Origin of the sequence: Stenotrophomonas sp. TWI1183, assembly GCF_039673115.1 — a bacterium.
GTDB lineage: Bacteria > Pseudomonadota > Gammaproteobacteria > Xanthomonadales > Xanthomonadaceae > Stenotrophomonas > Stenotrophomonas maltophilia_AA.
In genome coordinates, this window is record NZ_JBDJKZ010000007.1 from 161,670 (window position 1) to 176,024 (window position 14,355).

Genomic DNA, 14,355 nt, shown 5'->3' on the forward strand with positions numbered 1-14,355 from the left:
TCGCATGCGCAACTGGCGCTGGCTGCTGCTGGTGCTCGCGCTGCTGCTCGCATGGCTGCAGTACCGTTTCTGGTTTGGACCGGGCAACTCGGGCGAAGTCATGATGCTCGAGGCCCAGGTCGAGAACCAGAAGCGGGACAACGCCGGGCTGCAGCAGCGCAATGACGCGCTCGCTGCCGAGGTCAAGGACCTCAAGGAAGGCGAAGCAGCGATCGAAGAACGCGCGCGCAGCGAGCTGGGCATGATCAAGCCCGGCGAGAAGTTCTACCGCGTGGTCGAAGACGCGCCGGTGCCGCCTCCGCGTGCGCCGACGGCGGTCACCGACCCGGACGCGCCGCATCAGGATATTCCCTGATGGCGGGCATCTGGGCGGTGGTTCCCGCCGCTGGCCGTGGCACCCGCTTCGGCGGGGCCACGCCCAAGCAGTATCTGCTCGCCGGCGACCGTGTGCTGCTGGCCCATACCCTCGAGGCACTGCTTTCGCACCCGGTCGTGGCCGGGGTGATGGTGGTGATCGCCGAGAATGATGCCGACTGGCCGGGCTGGCAGTCGCTGGCGGACAAACCCATTCGGACCTGCATCGGCGGCGCGACCCGCGCCGGCTCGGTGCTGGCCGGCCTGCATGCCTTGCCGGATGACGTACGCGCCGACGATTTCGTGCTGGTCCACGACGCCGCACGCCCGAACCTGGCCGCTGCCGATCTCGGTCGCCTGCTGGAAGTCGGGCGTGCCGACCCGGTCGGGGCGATCCTGGCCGCACCGGTACGCGATACGCTCAAGCGTGCCGGCGATGACGGCGGCATCGATGCCACCGAGCCACGCGAGCGCCTCTGGCGCGCGCTGACCCCGCAGCTGTTCCGCCGGCACCAGTTGGCGCGCGCGCTGCAGGAGGCGGCCGACGCCGGCGTGGACATCACCGACGAAGCCATGGCGATGGAGCGCCAGGGGCTGCGCCCGCTGCTGGTGGAAGGCAGCGAAGACAATTTCAAGGTCACCACCCCGGCTGATCTGTCCCGTTTCGAATTCGTGCTGTCGCGTCGCGCGCCCTGACGTCCGCACGCGCCGCACCCAACCGCAGGTTCTTGCAATGACCACGCCACAGTTTCCTCCCTTCCGCATCGGACAGGGCTACGACGTCCATGCCTTCGGCGAGGGCGACCACATCATGCTCGGCGGCATCCGCGTCGAACACAGCTGCGGGGTGCTCGCGCACAGCGATGGCGATGTGATCCTGCACGCGCTGTGCGATGCGATGCTCGGTGCGTTGGCGCTGGGTGACATCGGCGTGCATTTCCCGCCGACCGACATGCGCTGGAAGGGCGCGGACAGCGCGGACCTGCTCGACCATTGCAACGGGCTGCTGCGCGCGCGCGGCTGGCAGGTCGGCAACACCGACATCACCGTGATCTGCGAGCGGCCGAAGGTCGGCCCGCACGCCCTGGCCATGCGCGAGCGCATCGCTGCCGTGCTCGGCATTGCGCTGGACTGCGTGAGCGTCAAGGCGACCACGTCGGAGAAGCTGGGCTTCACCGGCCGCAGCGAGGGCATCGCCGCCCAGGCCAGCGTGCTGCTGGTGACGCTGTGATCCCGTTGCCGCTGGCGTTCGGCGCGCCGCTGCTCAGCGCGAAGATCCGCACCACGCCCGAGGATTTCCAGGTCGACGAACTGCCGGCGTTCGAGCCGAGCGGGGAGGGCGAGCACCTGCTGCTGACCCTCCGCAAGCGCGGCGCCAATACCGTGCATGTCGCCAAGGTGCTGGCCAAGTGGGCCGGGCTGCCGGACATGGGGGTCAGCTACGCCGGCATGAAGGATCGCCACGCGGTCACCACGCAGCGCTTCAGCGTGCACCTGCCCAAGCGCGTGGCACCGGACCCGGCGCTGCTGGCGTCGGACGAGATCGAGGTGGTGGAGTCGACCTGGCACAACCGCAAGCTGCAACGCGGTGCGCTGGCCGGCAACCGCTTCAAGCTGGTGCTGCGCGATGTGCAGGGCGATCCCGCGGCCATCGAAGAGCGCCTGTCCCATATCGCCTCGCGGGGCCTGCCGAACTGGTTCGGTGAGCAGCGCTTCGGCCGCGATGGCGGCAACGTGCCGGCCGCGCTGGCGATGTTCGGTGGCCGTCGCATGCGCCCCGACCAGCGTTCGCTGCTGCTTTCGGCGGCCCGTTCAGCCCTGTTCAACCAGGTGCTGGCGGCACGCGTGGAGCAGGGCAACTGGGACACGCCGCTGGACGGCGAGGTCTGGATGCTCGACGGCAGCCGCAGCGTGTTCGGCCCGGAGCCGTGGACGGATCTGCTGGCCGATCGCCTCGGCCGGTTCGACATCCATCCCAGCGGCCCGTTGTGGGGCGAGGGCGAGCTGCGCAGCACCGGTGCCGCCGCCGAACTGGAACTGGGCGCGGTGTCGGACGCGCAATCGCTGGCGCTGCGGGCCGGTCTGGAAAGCGCCCGCCTGAAGCAGGAGCGCCGCGCACTGCGCCTGCGCCCGGCCATGCTGCAGCACCAGTGGCTGGCTGCGGATGTGCTGGAACTCAGCTTCGCGTTGCCGCCAGGCTGCTACGCCACCGCGGTGCTGCACGAGTTGGGCCCGGTGGAAGACGCCAGCCAGGCCGCACCGGAGGCGTAGAGCCACGCCATGCGTGGCTGCCGCACGATCGGCACCCCGGGCAGCCACCCATGGGGTGGCTCTACCGGTTTGCCAGCAGCACCAGTACCGCGCCCGTTCCGCCTTGCCGGGCGGGCGCGGAATGAAATGCCAGCACGTCGTTGCGCAGCCGCAGCAGGCGATCGACCAGATTCTTCAGTACCGGCGCACCCCCGTCGGACTGCAGCCCCTTGCCGTGGATGATGCGCACGCAGCCGTACTCATGCGCATGCGCCTCCACCAGGAACTGCCGCACCAGTGCCTCGGCCTGCGCGACCGTCGCGCCATGCAGGTCGAGTTCGTCCTGCACCGAATACTGCCCGCGCTTGAGCCGCTGGAACATCCGCGGTGGCAGGTTGTCGCGCCGGTAGCTGGCGGTATCGCCGGCCTCCAGCGGGCTGCTGTCGCGCAGCAGCCGGGCGAATTCCCCGCGGGCCTCCTGTTCATCCTGTTCGGCCATCCGCGCACGCGGCTTGGGCCGCGGCGCGGCCGGCGGCGGGGTGACCGCCTTGCGCAGCGGCGTGACCTCGCCGATGGCGGCCCGGAACAGCGCCGCGGGATCTTCGTCTTCAGGATGTGACATGCGTACAGCCTAATGGGCGGGAAGGGCGATGCCTACCGTTATCGGGGTAGGACGATCTGTCTGCTTGCGGCACAATAGCTGACGCACTTGCGCGGTCGTCCGGTCCCGGGAGGGGCAGGGCCACCGCCGCCAACAGTGGGAAGTGATGGAATCGAAGTCTTGAAAAATCAAGCGGTTAAATCGCAGATGCGGATTCTGGTCAGCAACGACGACGGTGTCGATGCGCCGGGCATCAAGATGCTCGCCACGGTATTGCGTGACGCCGGTCATGAAGTGACCGTGGTCGCTCCTGATCGTGATCGTTCCGGCGCCAGCAATTCGCTGACCCTGGACCTGCCGATCCGCATGAAACGCATCGACCACTACACCTGTTCAGTGGCCGGCACGCCGACCGACTGCGTGCACCTGGCCCTGACCGGCATGCTCGAGTACGAGCCTGACATGGTGGTCTCGGGCATCAACAACGCGGCCAACCTCGGCGACGACGTCATCTACTCCGGCACCGTGTCGGCGGCGATGGAAGGACGGTTCCTCGGTTTGCCTGCCGTGGCGATGTCGCTGGTCACGCACAACCACGAGCCCCGTCATTTCGAGACCGCCGCGCGTGCCGCGGTCGAGATCGTGACCCGCCTCAAGGCCGATCCGCTGCCGGCCGACACCATCCTCAACGTCAACGTGCCGGACCTGCCGTGGAGCGAGGTGCGTGGTTTCGAAGTGACCCGCCTGGGCAACCGCCATCGCGCCGAGGGCTGCATCGCGCAGCGCGACCCGCGCGGCAACCAGGTGTTCTGGATCGGTCCGGCCGGGCGCGAGCAGGACTCCGGCCCCGGCACGGATTTCCACGCAGTGCGCAACGGCTTCATCTCGATCACCCCGATCCAGGTCGACCTCACCCGTTACCAGGCGCTGGAGAAAGTGGCCAGCTGGGTCGGCGGGCTGACTGCCGCACTGGACCGGCCGGCATGAGCCCACGCCTGCGCCTGCAGCCCGAAGCCGTCGGCATCGGCATGACCTCGCAGCGGGTCCGCGATCGCCTGGTGGATCGCCTGCGCGATGCAGGCATCGCCGACGAAGCCACCCTCAATGCCATCCGTGTCGTGCCGCGCCACCTGTTCATCGATGAAGCGCTGGCCTCGCGTGCCTACGAGGACACCGCACTGCCGATCGGCCATGGCCAGACCATTTCCCAGCCCTGGGTGGTGGCGCGCATGACCGAAGCGGTGCTGCAGTCCGCGCCGAAGACGGTACTGGAAGTGGGCACCGGGTCGGGCTACCAGGCCGCCGTGCTGGGCGCGATCGGGCTGGAGGTGTACACGGTCGAGCGCATCGGCGATCTGCTGCGCCAGGCGCGCAAGCGCTTCCGCGCCCTGGGCATGAACATCCGCAGCAAGCATGACGACGGCCGCGTCGGCTGGGCCGAGCACGGTCCGTACGATGCGATCGTGGTGACTGCGGCGGCACCGGCGCTGGTCGACGCGCTGGTCGAGCAGCTTGCCGTCGGCGGCCGCCTGGTCGCACCGGTCGGCGGCCCGGGCGCGCAGTCGCTGATCCAGTTGACCCGTCGTGATGACGGCAGTGTCGAACAGCAGGTACTGGCACCGGTCACGTTCGTGCCGCTGCTGTCTGGCATGCTGGACTGATTCCAAGGAGCGTTGCGTCATGAAGATTTTCGGTCCGCTGTACGAGCGGGCAATGAAGTGGGCCGCGCACGAGCGCGCGCCGACCTACCTGACGGTGTTGAGCTTCATCGAGGCGATCATCTTCCCGGTGATGCCCGAGGTGATGCTCGCCCCGATGTGCGTTGCCCAGCCCAAACGCGGCTGGTGGTTCGCCACGCTCAGCCTGTCCGGCTCGATGGCCGGTGCGCTGGTCGGCTATGCGCTGGGTCACTTCGCCTTCGAAGCGCTCAAGCCGGTCTTCGCCGCGCTGGGCATGCTCACCAGCATCGAAGGCGGCATCGCCCTCGTGCAGGCCAAGATGGCCGAGTCGCCGTGGGCAGTGTTCACCTTCCTGGTGCTGGGCGGTTTCATGCCGATCCCGATGAAGGTCTTCACATGGGCATCGGGTATCGTCGGCGTGCCGTTGCCACAGTATTTCCTGAGCATGTTGATCGGCCGTGGCAAGCGCGTGTACGTGCTGGCGGCGGTCATTCGTATTGGCGGGCCGCGCGCGGAAGCTGCGCTGCGCCGTTGGATTGAACCGTTGGGCTGGATCGCGACCGCGCTGGTGGTCGTGCTGGTGGCCTGGCTTGTATGGAGGTCGAAGTTCGCATGAGTGCTGATCGTTTGAGCAAAGGAGTGCGCACCGGCGCGCTGCTGTTGGTGGTCTCGGCGCTGAGCGCCTGTGGCACCGCCACCGTGGTGCGGCCCTCGGGCTCGGGCGGTGGCGTGGCCCACAGCACCCCGCAGAGCTCGGTGGCCAAACCGGGCCAGACGGCGGTCGTCCGTCGCGGTGACACGCTGTATGCGCTGGCCCGCATCCACAACATCACGCCGCGCGATCTGGCGGCTTGGAATGGGCTGGCCGAGCCGTACACGATCTATCCCGGCCAGTCGCTGCGCCTGTACCCGGGCGGCAGCGGCAGCCCCGGCCGCGCGCCGACCACCGTGGTCACCGCGCCGCGTCCGGGCACGACCGCACCGGCCGCGACCCCGGCGCCGACCACCGCGATCAAGAGCAACATCAGCTGGCGCTGGCCGGCGGACGGCGCGATCGTCGGCCGTTTCGTCGCGGGTGAAGCGACCAAGCAGGGCGTGGACATCGCCGGTGCCAGTGGCCAGCCGGTCCGCGCGACGGCCGCCGGCGTGGTGGTGTACTCCGGTGCCGGCCTGGTCGGCTTCGGCGAGCTGATCATCATCAAGCACAGCGACCAGTGGCTGTCGGCCTATGGCCACAACCGCAAGCGTCTGGTCAACGAAGGCCAGAGCGTCAAGGCTGGCGAGCAGATCGCCGAGATGGGCCGGACGGGTGCTGCGCGCGACATGCTGCATTTCGAGATCCGCTATAACGGCAAGCCGGTCGATCCGCTGCTGTACCTGCCGCCGAAGTAAGAACGAAAAAGGCCGCCCCAAGGGCGGCCTTTTCTGAACGGAAATCCCGGTCTCACCCCTTCAGGATGAAGGCGGCCGCCACCTTGCGACCCTCGCTGGCGAGGATGTTGAAGGTCCGCGCCGCGGCCGGGTTGTTCATCACTTCCAGGCCGATCCCCCGGGTCAGGCAGGCGGCCATGACCGCGGCCGGCGGGAACACCTGGGTGTCGCCCGTGCCCAGCACGACCAGCGCCGGGTTCAAGGCCAGCACCGGCTGCAGGTGCTCGGGCGTAAGCTGGGCGATGTCGGTCACCGGCCAGGCTTCGATCAGCGTGTCCGGGGCCAGGATGAAACTGGCGGCCAGCATCCGGTCATTCACCTTCGCGCTGCGGCCATCGGCGGCGCGCAGGGCGTAGGCGTAGTCGGGGATTTCGTGGCTCAGCTGCATGGGCGTTCCGGGATCAGCCGCGCGGCAGGACGATCTGGCGCTGTTCCTTGCTCGGGCGGTACAGCACGGCGACGTGGCCGATGCGCTGCACCAGCGCGCTTTCGCTGGCACTGACCAGCTCGGCGATGAGGGCGTCACGGGCCTCGCGGTCTTCGGCGGCGACCTTGACCTTGATCAGCTCGTGGCGCTCCAGCACCTCTTCCAGTTCAGCCAGGAAGGCCGGTGTCACCCCCTTGCCGCCGATCTGGAGCAGGGCTTTCAGATCATGCGCGTGGCCGCGGAGGAAACGGGTTTGGGAAGAAGTCAGGGCGATAGCCATTCAGGAACAAGCGGTTAACTGGGGCGATCAGGGTATCATGACCTCCCCATCCGACCCGCATCTCAATGGCAACCCGTAGCAAAAGCAGTCAACGCTGGTTGAAAGAGCACTTCGCCGACCCCTTCGTGAAGAAGGCCCAGGCCGAGGGCATGCGTTCGCGCGCAGCCTACAAGCTGGAGGAGTTGCTGCAGCGGGATCGGCTGCTGAAGCCGCACATGGTCGTGGTCGACCTGGGCGCCGCCCCGGGCGGCTGGTCCCAGCAGGTCCGCCGCCAGATCGGCGACACCGGCCGGGTGCTGGCGCTGGACATCCTGGAGATGCCGCCGCTGGCCGGCGTGGAGTTCCTTCACGGGGACTTCAGGGAGCAGACCGTCCTATCGGAGTTCGAAGCCATGCTGGGCGATCAGCCGGTGGACCTTGTGCTCTCGGATATGGCCCCCAATAAGAGTGGAATGGACGCGGTGGACCAACCGCGGATGATGCACCTGGCGGAGTTGGCGTTGGATTTTGCCGACAACCATCTCAAGCCCGGTGGCGCGTTCCTGATCAAGCTGTTCCAGGGCGTGGGCTTTGACGACTACGTGCGCGAAATGCGCCGCCGGTACGACAAAGTGGTGATCCGCAAGCCTGAAGCGTCCCGGAAGCGCTCGCCCGAGGTGTATGCCTTGGGGCAGGGAAAACGCGCGCAGATCAAGTAAGCTCAACCATACGAATCGCGTCAGGAATTAGAGGAACACCGGAGCCAATGAGGATGAACGACTTGACCAAGAACCTCCTGCTATGGGTGGTCGTCGCCGTCGTGCTGATGGTGGTCTTCCAGAGCTTCTCGCCGAAGAGCAGCGGAGCCGGCGCACAGGGCGCGACGTACTCGCAGTTCCTGGACCAGGTGGACAGCGGCAACATCCAGAAGGTAGTGCTGGGCGAAATGCGCGGCGGTGCCAATGATGTGACCTACACCACCCGCAGCGGCCAGACCAGCACCATCACCGCGCCCTACGATCGCGACCTGATCAACGTGCTGCGTGGCAAGAAAGTGGAATTCGAGCAGGCGCCCCCGTCCAGCGGCATCTCGCTGGGCGCGATCCTGATGAACTTCCTCCCGGTGATCCTGATCATCGGCTTCTGGATTTTCATCATGCGCCAGATGCAGGGTGGCGGCGGCGGTGCCAAGGGCGCGATGTCCTTCGGCAAGTCGCGCGCCAAGCTGCAGGGCGAAGACCAGATCAAGGTCACCTTCGCCGACGTCGCTGGTTGCGACGAAGCCAAGGAAGAAGTCGGCGAGCTGGTCGACTTCCTGCGCGACCCGACCAAGTTCACCAAGCTGGGCGGCAAGATTCCGCGCGGCGTGCTGATGGTCGGCCCGCCGGGTACCGGCAAGACCCTGCTGGCCCGTGCGATCGCCGGCGAAGCCAAGGTGCCGTTCTTCTCGATCTCCGGTTCGGACTTCGTGGAAATGTTCGTCGGCGTCGGCGCCAGCCGCGTGCGCGACATGTTCGAACAGGCCAAGAAGCAGGCGCCGTGCATCATCTTCATCGATGAAATCGACGCCGTCGGTCGCCACCGTGGTGCCGGCCTGGGCGGCGGTCATGACGAGCGCGAGCAGACCCTGAACCAGCTGCTGGTCGAAATGGACGGCTTCGAGGGAGGCGAGGGCGTGATCGTCATCGCCGCCACCAACCGTCCGGACGTGCTGGATCCGGCGCTGCTGCGCCCGGGCCGTTTCGACCGCCAGGTCGTGGTCGGCCTGCCGGACGTCAAGGGCCGCGAGCAGATCCTCAAGGTGCACATGCGCAAGCTGCCGCTGGCCGACGATGTCGAGCCGATGGTGATCGCGCGGGGTACCCCGGGCTTCTCCGGTGCGGACCTGGCCAACCTGGCCAACGAAGCAGCGCTGTTTGCCGCGCGTGGCGGTGAGAAGGAAGTCCGCATGGACCACTTCGATCGTGCCCGCGACAAGATCCTGATGGGTGCCGAGCGCCGTTCGATGGCGATGAGCGAAGAAGAAAAGACGCTCACCGCCTATCACGAAGCCGGCCACGCCATCGTCGGCCGCCTGGTGCCCGAGCACGATCCGGTCTACAAGGTCACCATCATTCCGCGCGGCCGTGCGCTGGGCGTGACGATGTACCTGCCGGAAGGCGACAAGTACTCGATGAACCGCGTCGCGATCGAGTCGCAGCTGTGCTCGCTGTACGGTGGCCGCGTTGCCGAAGAGCTGATCTTCGGCACAGACAAGGTCACCACCGGTGCCTCCAACGACATCGAGCGCGCCACCAAGATGGCCCGCAACATGGTCACCAAGTGGGGCCTGTCCGACGAGCTCGGCCCGATCGCCTACGGCGAAGAGGACGATGAAGTGTTCCTCGGCCGTTCGGTGACGCAGCACAAGAGCGTCTCCGACGACACCGCGCGCCGCATCGACGAAGTCGTCCGCAGCATCCTGGACAAGGCCTACGCCCGGACCACGGAGCTGCTGACCGCCAACCTCGACAAGCTGCACACGATGTCCCAGCTGCTGCTGCAGTACGAGACCATCGATGCGCCGCAGATCAACGCCGTGATGGAAGGCCGCGATCCGCCGCCGCCGATGGGCTGGGACAAGTCGCCCAGCAACAAGGATGGCGGCAACAACAACGACAAGGGCGGCGATGCCCGTCCGGTCGCGCCGATCGCCGGTCCTGCCGAGCAGATCTGAGTGTTGCCCACGTAAGTGACGAAGGCCGGGGAAACCCGGCCTTCGTCGTTTCCGGCAGGTCATAATGGGACACCGTATTCGTTCCCGTTCTGGAGTCGCCATGTCCGCACCCCCGCCGCAGCCGATCTCGCATACCACCGAAATGGTGATCGCCACGATCATCGGCGTGGCCATCGGCCTGACCCGCGACAACTTCCTGCTCGGCGCCGGCATCGGCATTGCGGTCGGCGTGTTGATGAGCATCGCCAAGACCGTCTACGTGGAGCGCAAGCGCCGCCAGCAGCGCTGAGCGTCCGCTCTCCGCCAGCGCGGCGGATGTGCATGCCGGGGAGTGCGCCCGCTACCACCGGGCTGGCAGCGGTACGCGGGCGTAAACTACGCGCTGGCGTACTTCGTGGATCTGCCCATGTTCGATATCTCCCCCCAGCTCGATTGCGGCGGCCGACTGCTGCGGCTGGATCGCCCGCGGGTCATGGGCATCGTCAATGTCACCCCGGATTCGTTTTCCGACGGCGGTGACCACGACAGCGTCGAGGCCGCGGTCGCACACGGCCTGCAGCTGGTGGCCGAGGGCGCCGACCTGCTCGACATCGGCGGCGAGTCGACCCGGCCCGGCAGTGCGCCGGTGCCGCTGGACGAAGAACTGCGCCGGGTCATCCCGGTGATCGAGCGCCTGGCACGCGAAACCACCGTGCCGATCAGCATCGATACCTTCAAGCCCGAGGTGATGCGTGCCGCCGTCGCGGCCGGTGCCGGCCTGATCAATGACATCCATGCACTGCGCCAGCCGGGGGCGCTGGACGCCGCCGCCGACCTCGGCGTGCCGGTGGTGCTGATGCACATGCAGGGCGAGCCGGGCAGCATGCAGGACACCCCACACTACGATGACGTGGTCGCCGAAGTGCATCGCTTCCTGACCGAGCGCATGTTCCAGGCCGAGATGGCTGGCGTCGCCAAGAAGCACCTGATCATCGATCTGGGCTTCGGCTTCGGCAAGACCACCGAACACAACATGACCCTGCTGGCGCGCTCGGACCGGTTCCTCGAGCTCGGCGTGCCGATGCTGGCCGGCCTGTCGCGCAAGCGCAGCATCGGTGAACTGACCGGTCGCGAGCAGCCGCGTGACCGCGTGGCCGGTTCGGTGGCCGCGCACCTGATCGCCGCCCAGCGCGGCGCGACGCTGCTGCGCGTGCACGATGTCGCGGCCACGGTCGATGCCCTGAAGGTGTGGGCAGCGGTCGATGCCGTCCCGATGCCGCGGGTGTCCGCCGCCCCGGCGATGCCGCGCTGGCCGGACGAGGACTGATGGCCGTCGATCGGCGCCCGCTGGCGATCGCGGTCATGGGCCCGACCGCGTCGGGCAAGACCGCCACCGCGATCGCGCTGGCCCAGCAGCTGGACGGTGAGATCGTCAGCGTCGATTCGGCGCTGGTCTATCGCGGGTTGGATATCGGGTCGGCCAAGCCCGATGCGGCCGAGCGCGCGCAGGCGCCGCACCATCTGCTCGATGTGCGCGACCCGTGGCAGACCTATTCGGCGGCGGAGTTCGCCAGCGACGCGGCGCGTGCCGTCCGCGACATCATCGCGCGCGGGCGCATGCCGATCCTTGCCGGCGGCACTGGGCTGTATTTCCGCGCCCTGCTGCAGGGCCTGTCGCCGATGCCCGAAGCCGATCCGGCGGTGCGCGCGCAGATCGCGGCCGAGGCGGCCGAGCATGGCTGGGCGGCGATGCATGCGCAGCTGGCCGGCATCGATCCGGCCGCTGCAAAGCGCATTCACGCCACCGACCCGCAACGCATCCAGCGGGCGCTGGAAGTCCATCGCTTGACCGGCACCCCGATCAGCGAGTGGCAGAAGCTGCCTGGCGTGGACCGGCTGCCGGTGCGGGCGCTCAAACTGGTCCTGGCACCGCGCGAACGCTCGGTGCTGCACCAGCGCATCGAGACCCGTTTCGACGCCATGCTGGCCCACGGGTTCCTGGACGAAGTCCGCGCGCTGCGGGCCCTTCCTGCCATGGCCGGGGTCGCGGTGCCGCTGGATCTCCCAGCGGTGCGCGCGGTGGGCTACCGGCAGGCCTGGGAGTATCTGGACGGGCAGGGTACGGCGGCGGCGTTCCGTGACCGCGGCATCCAGGCTACCCGTCAGCTGGCCAAGCGCCAGCTGACCTGGCTGCGCGGGGAGCTTGATGCGCGCTGGTTCGATCCCCATTTAGACAGGGCTTCCCTGGCGGATGCGGTGTCGACCTTCGTCGCACGCTGAGTCCACGCCTTCACGCCTCCACCCCGTGTACCATCAAGGGTTCCGGCGGGCGGCGGGGGCCGTGGCAACTGCCGGAAGACCATAAAAACAATAATCAGGAGTGTGCAATGTCCAAGGGGCAATCGCTGCAGGATCCGTTTCTGAATGCACTTCGGCGCGAACGTGTGCCGGTGTCGGTGTATCTGGTCAATGGCATCAAGCTGCAGGGGACGATTGAATCGTTCGACCAGTTCGTGGTGCTGCTGCGTAACACGGTGAGCCAGATGGTGTACAAGCACGCCATCTCGACCGTCGTTCCGGCGCGCAACGTCAAGGTCGGGCCCGGTGGTGGCTATGTGCAATCCAATGATGGCGCCGAAGGCGTCCAAGGTGATGACGACGTTGAGTGACAGTGTGAAAATTTCTGGAGAACTGCGTGTTTGACCGTTCCAAGCGAGGCGAACACGCACTCCTGATCCAGCCGCATGCCGGCCGGCTCGAAGACGACGTGCTTGAAGAGTTCACCGATCTGGCCCGCTCTGCCGGGGCCAGCATCGCGGCCACCCTGACCGCGCGCATCGATCGGCCCAATCCGTCGATCCTGATCGGCAGCGGCAAGCTGGACGAGGTCAAGGCCGCGGCCGATGCGACCGGTGCCGACCTGATCCTGGTCAACCATGCGCTGTCGCCGGGGCAGGAGCGCAACCTGGAGCGCTTCCTGGAGCGGCGCGTGATCGACCGCACCGGGCTGATCCTGGACATCTTCGCCCAGCGCGCGCGCAGCCACGAAGGCAAGCTGCAGGTGGAGCTGGCGCAGCTGCGCCACATGTCCACGCGGCTGATCCGCGGCTGGACCCATCTGGAGCGCCAGCGCGGCGGTTCCATCGGCCTGCGCGGGCCGGGTGAAACCCAGCTGGAAACCGATCGCCGCCTGCTGCAGAAGCGGGTGGAGCAGCTGCAGAAGAAGCTGGAAAAGGTGGAAGTGCAGCGCACCCAGATGCGCCGTGCCCGGCTGCGCAGCGAGCTGCCGCGCGTGGCCCTGGTGGGCTATACCAACGCCGGCAAGTCGACCCTGTTCAACGCGTTGACCGGTGCCGAGGCCTACGCCGCGGACCAGTTGTTCGCGACGCTGGACCCGACCGTGCGCCGCATCGCGCTGCCGGGCGGCAGCGTGGTGCTCGCCGATACCGTCGGCTTCGTCCGCGACCTGCCGCATGATCTGGTGGCCGCGTTCCGGTCGACCTTGTCCGAAGCCCGCGAAGCGGACTTCCTGCTGCATCTCGTCGATGCCGCCGATCCGCACCGCGAGGAACGCATCGCGCAGGTCGATGAAGTCCTGACCGCCATCGGCGCGGGCGATCTGCCGCAGTTGCTGGTGTTCAACAAGATCGACCGTATCGACGGGGCCGAAGTGCGCCACGATGGCCAGGATGGCATCCCGGACAGCGCACGCCGCGAGCGGGTCTGGATTTCCGCCCGCGACAATGTCGGCCTGCCGCTGCTGCAGTCCGTGCTGGGCAAGCGCCTGGGCCTGCAGCATGTCAGCGGCGAGCTGCGGTTGCCGCCAAGTGCCGGTCGCCTGCGGTCGCGCCTGCATCAGCTGGAGGTCGTACGCAGCGAAGTCACCGACGAAGACGGTTGGCTGCTCCAGGTCGAGATCCCGATCGCCGAGGCCGAGAAGCTGGCGGCCGGCGAGGGCGGCGAGCCGATCCGCGCGATGCTCCCGGAGAAGCTCCCGGAATGGTGATGGGTGTGCCGGCCACTGGCCGGCGCCCTTGATCCTGAGGAAGCGCGACCCTCCGTCGCACCCGCGGACACACGACACCACCCACGTTTTCGGCTAAAACAGGGGGCGTTCGTCCCCCCGTTGATCCAGGATTTCCCCATGACCGTTCCTTCCGACGCCGAGCTGGGCGCCCTCGCCAGTGACGTGGGCCAGCGCCTGCAGCAGGCCTCGCTGCAGCTGGTGACCGCCGAAAGCTGCAGTGGCGGCTGGATCGCCAAGGCGATGACCGATATCGCCGGCTCCTCGGCGTTCTTCGACTGCGGCATGGTCGTCTACAGCTATGAAGCCAAACAACGCCTGCTCGGCGTACGTGCGCAGACCCTGGAGCAGTTCGGTGCGGTCAGCCGCGAGACCGTGCTGGAAATGGTCTCCGGTGCGCTGATCAATTCCGGTGCCGGCATCGCCGTGGCGGTGACCGGCATTGCCGGGCCCGGCGGCGGCAGCGAGGACAAGCCGGTGGGCAGCGTCTGGATCGGCTGGAAGGGCCGTGGCGGCTACGCGCGTGCGCAGCTGTTCCAGTTCGAGGGCGACCGCGAAGCCATACGGCGGCAGACCGTGCAGCAGGCACTGACCGGAATCTTCCCGCTGTTGTGACATCCTGACCGGGTGTGCTG

At 67.7% G+C, this 14,355-nt stretch carries 19 protein-coding genes; 16 read left to right on the top strand and 3 right to left on the bottom strand.

The window, feature by feature from the left end; genetic code table 11:
- Positions 1 to 4: 4 nt before the first annotated feature.
- From ftsB to truD, 4 genes are read left to right on the top strand one after another with little or no spacing between them, the layout of a single operon-like run.
- Positions 5 to 355 carry a cell division protein FtsB gene (gene ftsB, locus ABE434_RS09210; protein ID WP_176989630.1) on the top strand — a complete coding sequence of 117 codons (351 nt, stop codon included), beginning with the start codon at positions 5 to 7 and terminating at the stop codon, positions 353 to 355.
- The gene (gene ispD, locus ABE434_RS09215; protein WP_346478647.1) at positions 352 to 1,050 is read left to right on the top strand and encodes a 2-C-methyl-D-erythritol 4-phosphate cytidylyltransferase; all 699 of its coding nucleotides are present in this window, start codon (positions 352 to 354) and stop codon (positions 1,048 to 1,050) included. The genes ftsB and ispD overlap by 4 nt, the downstream gene beginning before the upstream one ends.
- A gap of 37 nt (positions 1,051 to 1,087) precedes the next feature.
- On the top strand, positions 1,088 to 1,585 hold the full coding sequence (gene ispF, locus ABE434_RS09220) for a 2-C-methyl-D-erythritol 2,4-cyclodiphosphate synthase (RefSeq protein WP_346478610.1): 498 nt from the start codon (positions 1,088 to 1,090) through the stop codon (positions 1,583 to 1,585).
- Positions 1,582 to 2,625: a tRNA pseudouridine(13) synthase TruD gene (truD, locus tag ABE434_RS09225; RefSeq protein WP_346478611.1), complete on the top strand. Its 1,044-nt coding sequence runs from the start codon at positions 1,582 to 1,584 to the stop codon at positions 2,623 to 2,625. The genes ispF and truD overlap by 4 nt, the downstream gene beginning before the upstream one ends.
- 61 nt (positions 2,626 to 2,686) lie before the next feature.
- Here truD and ABE434_RS09230 read toward each other — a convergent pair whose 3' ends face one another.
- Positions 2,687 to 3,226 (bottom strand): Smr/MutS family protein, encoded by a 540-nt coding sequence (locus ABE434_RS09230; protein WP_346478612.1) that lies wholly within the window; start codon positions 3,224 to 3,226, stop codon positions 2,687 to 2,689.
- A gap of 186 nt (positions 3,227 to 3,412) precedes the next feature.
- Between ABE434_RS09230 and surE the strand changes: the two genes are divergently transcribed.
- The 4 genes from surE to ABE434_RS09250 are packed head-to-tail and all read left to right on the top strand — an operon-like array spanning position 3,413 to position 6,276.
- Positions 3,413 to 4,192: a 5'/3'-nucleotidase SurE gene (gene surE / locus ABE434_RS09235; protein ID WP_176989896.1), complete on the top strand. Its 780-nt coding sequence runs from the start codon at positions 3,413 to 3,415 to the stop codon at positions 4,190 to 4,192.
- Positions 4,189 to 4,866, top strand: coding sequence for a protein-L-isoaspartate(D-aspartate) O-methyltransferase (locus ABE434_RS09240; RefSeq protein WP_176989634.1), 678 nt, complete (start codon positions 4,189 to 4,191; stop codon positions 4,864 to 4,866). The genes surE and ABE434_RS09240 overlap by 4 nt, the downstream gene beginning before the upstream one ends.
- Positions 4,867 to 4,885: 19 nt before the next feature.
- The gene (locus tag ABE434_RS09245; protein ID WP_176989635.1) at positions 4,886 to 5,500 is read left to right on the top strand and encodes a YqaA family protein; all 615 of its coding nucleotides are present in this window, start codon (positions 4,886 to 4,888) and stop codon (positions 5,498 to 5,500) included.
- The gene (locus ABE434_RS09250) at positions 5,497 to 6,276 is read left to right on the top strand and encodes a peptidoglycan DD-metalloendopeptidase family protein (protein WP_346478613.1); all 780 of its coding nucleotides are present in this window, start codon (positions 5,497 to 5,499) and stop codon (positions 6,274 to 6,276) included. The genes ABE434_RS09245 and ABE434_RS09250 overlap by 4 nt, the downstream gene beginning before the upstream one ends.
- A 52-nt stretch (positions 6,277 to 6,328) precedes the next feature.
- On the opposite strand, the gene ABE434_RS09255 is transcribed toward ABE434_RS09250, so the two are convergent.
- Both ABE434_RS09255 and yhbY read right to left on the bottom strand, forming a co-directional pair.
- A complete protein-coding gene (locus tag ABE434_RS09255; RefSeq protein ID WP_346478614.1) occupies positions 6,329 to 6,703 on the bottom strand; it encodes an Mth938-like domain-containing protein in 375 nt (124 codons plus the stop codon).
- A 13-nt stretch (positions 6,704 to 6,716) separates the two neighbouring features.
- Positions 6,717 to 7,022, bottom strand: a complete 306-nt coding sequence (yhbY, locus tag ABE434_RS09260) for a ribosome assembly RNA-binding protein YhbY (protein WP_019183325.1) — start codon at positions 7,020 to 7,022, stop codon at positions 6,717 to 6,719.
- A 65-nt stretch (positions 7,023 to 7,087) separates the two neighbouring features.
- On the opposite strand from yhbY, the gene rlmE reads away from it, so the two are divergent.
- The 8 genes from rlmE to ABE434_RS09300 all read left to right on the top strand — a co-directional run bounded on the left by rlmE (position 7,088) and on the right by ABE434_RS09300 (position 14,335).
- The gene (gene rlmE / locus ABE434_RS09265; RefSeq protein ID WP_176989638.1) at positions 7,088 to 7,720 is read left to right on the top strand and encodes a 23S rRNA (uridine(2552)-2'-O)-methyltransferase RlmE; all 633 of its coding nucleotides are present in this window, start codon (positions 7,088 to 7,090) and stop codon (positions 7,718 to 7,720) included.
- Between the two features lie 53 nt (positions 7,721 to 7,773).
- Positions 7,774 to 9,717 carry an ATP-dependent zinc metalloprotease FtsH gene (gene ftsH / locus ABE434_RS09270; protein ID WP_176989639.1) on the top strand — a complete coding sequence of 648 codons (1,944 nt, stop codon included), beginning with the start codon at positions 7,774 to 7,776 and terminating at the stop codon, positions 9,715 to 9,717.
- A gap of 100 nt (positions 9,718 to 9,817) precedes the next feature.
- Positions 9,818 to 10,006: a hypothetical protein gene (locus tag ABE434_RS09275; protein WP_346478615.1), complete on the top strand. Its 189-nt coding sequence runs from the start codon at positions 9,818 to 9,820 to the stop codon at positions 10,004 to 10,006.
- A 117-nt stretch (positions 10,007 to 10,123) separates the two neighbouring features.
- Positions 10,124 to 11,023 (top strand): dihydropteroate synthase, encoded by a 900-nt coding sequence (gene folP / locus ABE434_RS09280; protein WP_346478616.1) that lies wholly within the window; start codon positions 10,124 to 10,126, stop codon positions 11,021 to 11,023.
- Complete coding sequence (gene miaA, locus ABE434_RS09285; protein ID WP_346478617.1) at positions 11,023 to 11,976, top strand: tRNA (adenosine(37)-N6)-dimethylallyltransferase MiaA; 954 nt, start codon at positions 11,023 to 11,025, stop codon at positions 11,974 to 11,976. Before folP ends, miaA begins: the two co-directional genes overlap by 1 nt.
- Before the next feature lie 107 nt (positions 11,977 to 12,083).
- The gene (hfq, locus tag ABE434_RS09290) at positions 12,084 to 12,365 is read left to right on the top strand and encodes an RNA chaperone Hfq (RefSeq protein ID WP_019183319.1); all 282 of its coding nucleotides are present in this window, start codon (positions 12,084 to 12,086) and stop codon (positions 12,363 to 12,365) included.
- A gap of 26 nt (positions 12,366 to 12,391) precedes the next feature.
- Positions 12,392 to 13,702, top strand: coding sequence for a ribosome rescue GTPase HflX (gene hflX, locus ABE434_RS09295; protein ID WP_176989643.1), 1,311 nt, complete (start codon positions 12,392 to 12,394; stop codon positions 13,700 to 13,702).
- A gap of 138 nt (positions 13,703 to 13,840) precedes the next feature.
- Positions 13,841 to 14,335 (top strand): CinA family protein, encoded by a 495-nt coding sequence (locus ABE434_RS09300; RefSeq protein ID WP_176989644.1) that lies wholly within the window; start codon positions 13,841 to 13,843, stop codon positions 14,333 to 14,335.
- Positions 14,336 to 14,355: the final 20 nt, after the last annotated feature.

Bases quoted from the DNA above. Each gene is read 5' to 3' on its own strand.
- ftsB (WP_176989630.1), top strand. From the start codon at position 5: ATGCGCAACTGGCGCTGGCTGCTGCTGGTGCTCGCGCTGCTGCTCGCA.
- ispF (WP_346478610.1), top strand. From the start codon at position 1,088: ATGACCACGCCACAGTTTCCTCCCTTCCGCATCGGACAGGGCTACGAC.
- ABE434_RS09230 (WP_346478612.1), bottom strand. From the start codon at position 3,226: ATGTCACATCCTGAAGACGAAGATCCCGCGGCGCTGTTCCGGGCCGCC.
- surE (WP_176989896.1), top strand. From the start codon at position 3,413: ATGCGGATTCTGGTCAGCAACGACGACGGTGTCGATGCGCCGGGCATC.
- ABE434_RS09240 (WP_176989634.1), top strand. From the start codon at position 4,189: ATGAGCCCACGCCTGCGCCTGCAGCCCGAAGCCGTCGGCATCGGCATG.
- ABE434_RS09245 (WP_176989635.1), top strand. From the start codon at position 4,886: ATGAAGATTTTCGGTCCGCTGTACGAGCGGGCAATGAAGTGGGCCGCG.
- ABE434_RS09250 (WP_346478613.1), top strand. From the start codon at position 5,497: ATGAGTGCTGATCGTTTGAGCAAAGGAGTGCGCACCGGCGCGCTGCTG.
- ABE434_RS09255 (WP_346478614.1), bottom strand. From the start codon at position 6,703: ATGCAGCTGAGCCACGAAATCCCCGACTACGCCTACGCCCTGCGCGCC.
- yhbY (WP_019183325.1), bottom strand. From the start codon at position 7,022: ATGGCTATCGCCCTGACTTCTTCCCAAACCCGTTTCCTCCGCGGCCAC.
- rlmE (WP_176989638.1), top strand. From the start codon at position 7,088: ATGGCAACCCGTAGCAAAAGCAGTCAACGCTGGTTGAAAGAGCACTTC.
- ftsH (WP_176989639.1), top strand. From the start codon at position 7,774: ATGAACGACTTGACCAAGAACCTCCTGCTATGGGTGGTCGTCGCCGTC.
- ABE434_RS09275 (WP_346478615.1), top strand. From the start codon at position 9,818: ATGTCCGCACCCCCGCCGCAGCCGATCTCGCATACCACCGAAATGGTG.
- folP (WP_346478616.1), top strand. From the start codon at position 10,124: ATGTTCGATATCTCCCCCCAGCTCGATTGCGGCGGCCGACTGCTGCGG.
- miaA (WP_346478617.1), top strand. From the start codon at position 11,023: ATGGCCGTCGATCGGCGCCCGCTGGCGATCGCGGTCATGGGCCCGACC.
- hfq (WP_019183319.1), top strand. From the start codon at position 12,084: ATGTCCAAGGGGCAATCGCTGCAGGATCCGTTTCTGAATGCACTTCGG.
- ABE434_RS09300 (WP_176989644.1), top strand. From the start codon at position 13,841: ATGACCGTTCCTTCCGACGCCGAGCTGGGCGCCCTCGCCAGTGACGTG.